We start from the raw sequence: 3,836 nt of genomic DNA, 5'->3' as shown, positions 1-3,836 counted from the left end.
TCAGTCGATGATTAGGGTGACTGACACTCTGCTTTCGCGAGCAGGCTCGCTCCCACATTGGTTTTCAGCGTCGGTTAGAGGGCGAAATCGCCCTCGGCAGCGAGTTCGCTCAGCGGACGACGCGGGCTTGGCTCTTCACGGGCTTGCAGGTACTCGGCTAGGGTGGCCTTGTCACCCAGTTTGCCGATCGCCACGGCGGCGTGCAGGGCGTAGCCCTCTGGAATGTTCAGCTCCTTGCGGGTCAGTTCCTGATCGAAACCGGCCATGCCGTGGGTGTGCCAGCCGCTGATGCTCGCTTGCAGCGCCAGGTGACCCCAGGCCGATCCGGTGTCGAAGGTGTGCCACAGGGCCGGGGTTTCTTCGGTGGCGCCAGGCACCGCGAAGGTGGTCTTCGAGATCACGATCACCAGTGCCGAGGCGTGTTGCGCCCAGCTGCGGTTGAACTCGTTCAGCAGGCCCAGGTAACGCTCCCAGTTCGGCGTGTCGCGACGTGCATAGAGAAAGCGCCAAGGCTGCGAGTTATACGCCGAAGGCGCCCAGCGTGCGGCTTCGAAGAAGCTCAACAGGGTTTCTTCCGGGATGGTTTCGCCGGTGAAGGCGCGGGGCGACCAGCGATCGGTGAACTGAGGGTGGATGGCGTAATCGGCAACGCGTGGGTTTGCACTCATCAAGAGATTCCTTGCTACGTTTGAAAGTGAGGGACGTCTGAACCTGCGGGCGCAGTTGAGCTGAGCGATGAGGTCTGTCGAGAGCCGTGGCGGTTCACCGTCATGCAACGCGGTCGAGCGTTAATGGCACTTGGGTAGGGCTCCTTGCGACTGGCAAAGCTACTTGGCGACGCCAAAACTGACAAGCCCCGATCTACCGGTAGTCGCCAGTGCTTGGCCCGCGCGGCCGCGGGCACTAGACTGGCGGCCTTTTCACCACCTGATGTTGATGCTTGAGCCATGGCCGCCAAAGTCGAACCGTTCTGGATACGCAAAACCCTCGATCAACTGGATCAAGAGGAATGGGAATCGCTGTGCGACGGTTGTGGCCTGTGCTGCCTGCAAAAACTCGAAGATGAAGACGACAACAGCGTCTATTACACGCGAATAGCCTGCAAACTGCTGGATCTGAAAACTTGCCAGTGCAGCGATTACCCGAACCGTCGCGACTCGGTGCCCGATTGCATCCAGCTCACCCCTGGCAAGGCCGACGAATTCAAGTGGCTGCCACCGACCTGCGGTTATCGTCTGGTCAGCGAGGGCAAGGACTTGCCGCTGTGGCATCACCTGGTGTGCGGTGATCGAGATGCCGTGCATCACGAACGCATTTCCCAGTCCGGACGCATGCTCGCCGAAGGCAGCGTCCCCGAAGATGACTGGGAAGACCATCTGATTTTCCGGGCGGGTTGATCGTCCAGCGAGTGAATGTTGCACCAAGGAGTGTGTATGGCTGGGGGATGGCGGCGGGCGTTGGTCGTTGGGCTACTGACCTTGAGTTCGCCCGTATGGGCGGCGAAAAAGGTCGATCTGGATTACCACGTACGCCTGTTGCCGCAAAGCGACCAGGCTGAAGTGCGCCTCACGCTCGCGCAAGGCTCGGCGGTCCGCAGTCTGGATTTCAACCTTGGCGATGGCAGCCATTACAGCGATTTCAAGGCCGACGGCCAGTGGCAACTGACACCGGGCAAGCAGGCCCGAGGTGTCTGGCATCCAGCTGCCGACCAGGCCAGCCTGACCTACCGTGTACGCATCAGCCAAGGCCGCAAGAGCGGCAGCTTCGATACACGCATGACCCCGACCTGGGCGTTACTGCGCGGTGACGATCTGGTACCTGCCGCCAGGCTTGACCAGCAAGACGGTATCGAATTGGTGTCACGCCTTGAATTCGAGTTGCCCAACGGCTGGAAAAGCGTGGAAACCGCCTGGCCGCGAATCGGCAGGAACAAGTTCCGCATCGACAACGTCTCCCGCTTGTTCGACCGGCCCACCGGCTGGATGCTCGCCGGTCACCTGGGCAGCCGCCGCACTCGCCTGGGGGAAACCGAAGTCACCGTGGCTTCGCCTCAAGGCCAGGGCATGCGGCGTATGGATGTGCTGACCCTGTTGACGTTTGTATGGCCGCAAGTGCAAGCCGTGTTCCCTCGTCATCCCACCAAGCTGCTGATCGTCGGCGCCAATGATCCGATGTGGCGTGGCAGTCTCGCCGCGCACGAGTCGATCTACCTCAACAGCCGCTTGCCGCTGGTCAGCGAAAGCGGCAGCAGTGCACTGGTGCGCGAGTTGGCGCAGCTGTTCGGGCGGATCAACGACCGGCAGCGCAGCGACTGGATCAGTGAAGGTTTCGCCGAGTATTACGCCATCGAACTGGTGCGACGTGCGGGTGGCATCAGTGATGAGCGCTACCAGAGTTTGCAGGGACGATTGGCGAAGGACAGTCAGAAAGTCACCACCTTGCGCGGCGAGCAGGCCAGCCCGGCGCAGATTTCCAAAGCGGTGGTGTTGATGCAGGAGCTGGATCGCGAGATTCGCCTGAAGACTCGTAACAAGCGATCGCTGGATGATGTACTGCGCGGGGCGATGCGGCTGGGGAGTCTGGATACCAAGGAATTTGTTCAGCTCTCGGAGAGCGTGATTGGCGACTCCTCCAGAGTGCTTGATACCGGGTTGCTTCAGTAATACCGCCATCGCGAGCAGGCTCGTTCCCACATGGGTTTGTGCATAACACGGATCAAATGTGGGAGCGAGCCTGCTCGCGAAAGGGCCTTCAAACTCACTACACGATCCGGATCAAACCCCGGCCTTCGGCGATTTCAACGAATCATTACCCGTCACCGTCGCGGTTTTGGTCGCCGCCTCGGCATTGGCCTTCAACTGGCTCAACTCTTCACCGGCGCGCTGGATTTTCGCCCGCACGTTGTTCATGTCCTGACGACTTTTTTCCAGCAGGCTTTTCGCCGAGCTATGGCCAGTGATGCCGCGTGCCAGGGCGACACCACCGATGGCCACTTGAATCAAGCCGAAGATGCCGCCGCGACGCAGACCCTTGCCCACCATCAAGACGCCACCGGCCAGGGAGCCGATGCGTTCCCAACCTTGAACGTTGTGGTCGGTATGAGTCTGGAACGGGGTGGATTCGATGCGCTCTACGCGTTTGAGTTCGCTCATGATCTGTCTCCAGGCGTCGGTTCAGTAGTGGATAGTCAGCTGACTGCCGGGACGGTCAGCCGGTTCCATCGGATAAGCCGCAACTCAGCGGAATTTCGGCCCCGAGCGGGTATTGAGGCCCTTGGCCATACGGTCGTACAGCACAACGTTGACCGTGGCGGCCAGGTTCATGCAGCCGGTGGTCGGGATGTAGACCACGTCTTCGCACCAGTCGCGAATTTCCTTATCCAGCGAGCCGTCTTCCGGGCCGAAGATGTACAGCGCGCGGTCCGGGTGTGTGTACTCAGGCAACGGGCGGGCGCCGTCGACCAGCTCCACGGCGACCGGAACGCAGTTCAGTGGCAGGATTTTCTTCAAGTCGTCGATGCCGATCAGCGGGATGTCGTAGTGGACGCGCTTGGTGTCGGTGACGAAGTCGGCAGCACGCTCATAGCGCTTGCCGGTATAGAACACCGATGCCACGCCATAACAGCCAGCGGCGCGCATCACCGAACCGACGTTCTCCGGTGACTTGGGGTTATACAAACCAATGCAGCTGTACCGTTTGTCTGCCACGAGCGGGGTGCCTTTCGGGAAAAAAGCGCGATTATACGGGGATTGGCTGGCAGTGGTCAGTTTGGAGATTCGCGGTGTTTGAGCGATCGCTTTCGCGAGCAGGCTCGCTCCCACATGGGTTTTGTGTAC

The 3,836-nt window shown here is 60.5% G+C and carries 5 protein-coding genes; 2 read left to right on the top strand and 3 right to left on the bottom strand.

The window, feature by feature from the left end:
• Positions 1-74: 74 nt before the first annotated feature.
• A complete protein-coding gene (locus ACW9HW_RS29420; protein WP_095195501.1) occupies positions 75-668 on the bottom strand; it encodes a nitroreductase family protein in 594 nt (197 codons plus the stop codon).
• Positions 669-947: 279 nt separating this feature from the next.
• On the opposite strand from ACW9HW_RS29420, the gene ACW9HW_RS29415 reads away from it, so the two are divergent.
• Both ACW9HW_RS29415 and ACW9HW_RS29410 read left to right on the top strand, forming a co-directional pair.
• The gene (locus ACW9HW_RS29415) at positions 948-1,397 is read left to right on the top strand and encodes a YcgN family cysteine cluster protein (protein WP_095195502.1); all 450 of its coding nucleotides are present in this window, start codon (positions 948-950) and stop codon (positions 1,395-1,397) included.
• A 36-nt stretch (positions 1,398-1,433) separates the two neighbouring features.
• On the top strand, positions 1,434-2,663 hold the full coding sequence (locus tag ACW9HW_RS29410) for a hypothetical protein (protein ID WP_457402838.1): 1,230 nt from the start codon (positions 1,434-1,436) through the stop codon (positions 2,661-2,663).
• 111 nt (positions 2,664-2,774) lie between these two features.
• On the opposite strand, the gene ACW9HW_RS29405 is transcribed toward ACW9HW_RS29410, so the two are convergent.
• Together ACW9HW_RS29405 and ACW9HW_RS29400 are read right to left on the bottom strand one after the other, a co-directional pair.
• Positions 2,775-3,152: a YgaP family membrane protein gene (locus ACW9HW_RS29405; RefSeq protein ID WP_457402836.1), complete on the bottom strand. Its 378-nt coding sequence runs from the start codon at positions 3,150-3,152 to the stop codon at positions 2,775-2,777.
• A gap of 84 nt (positions 3,153-3,236) precedes the next feature.
• Positions 3,237-3,707, bottom strand: a complete 471-nt coding sequence (locus ACW9HW_RS29400) for an RNA methyltransferase (protein ID WP_046816778.1) — start codon at positions 3,705-3,707, stop codon at positions 3,237-3,239.
• Between the last annotated feature and the right edge of the window lie 129 nt (positions 3,708-3,836).

The sequence above is a fragment of the Pseudomonas sp. SDO5532_S415 genome, from assembly GCF_054071155.1.
This window is presented reverse-complemented; position numbering and strand designations above follow the sequence as displayed.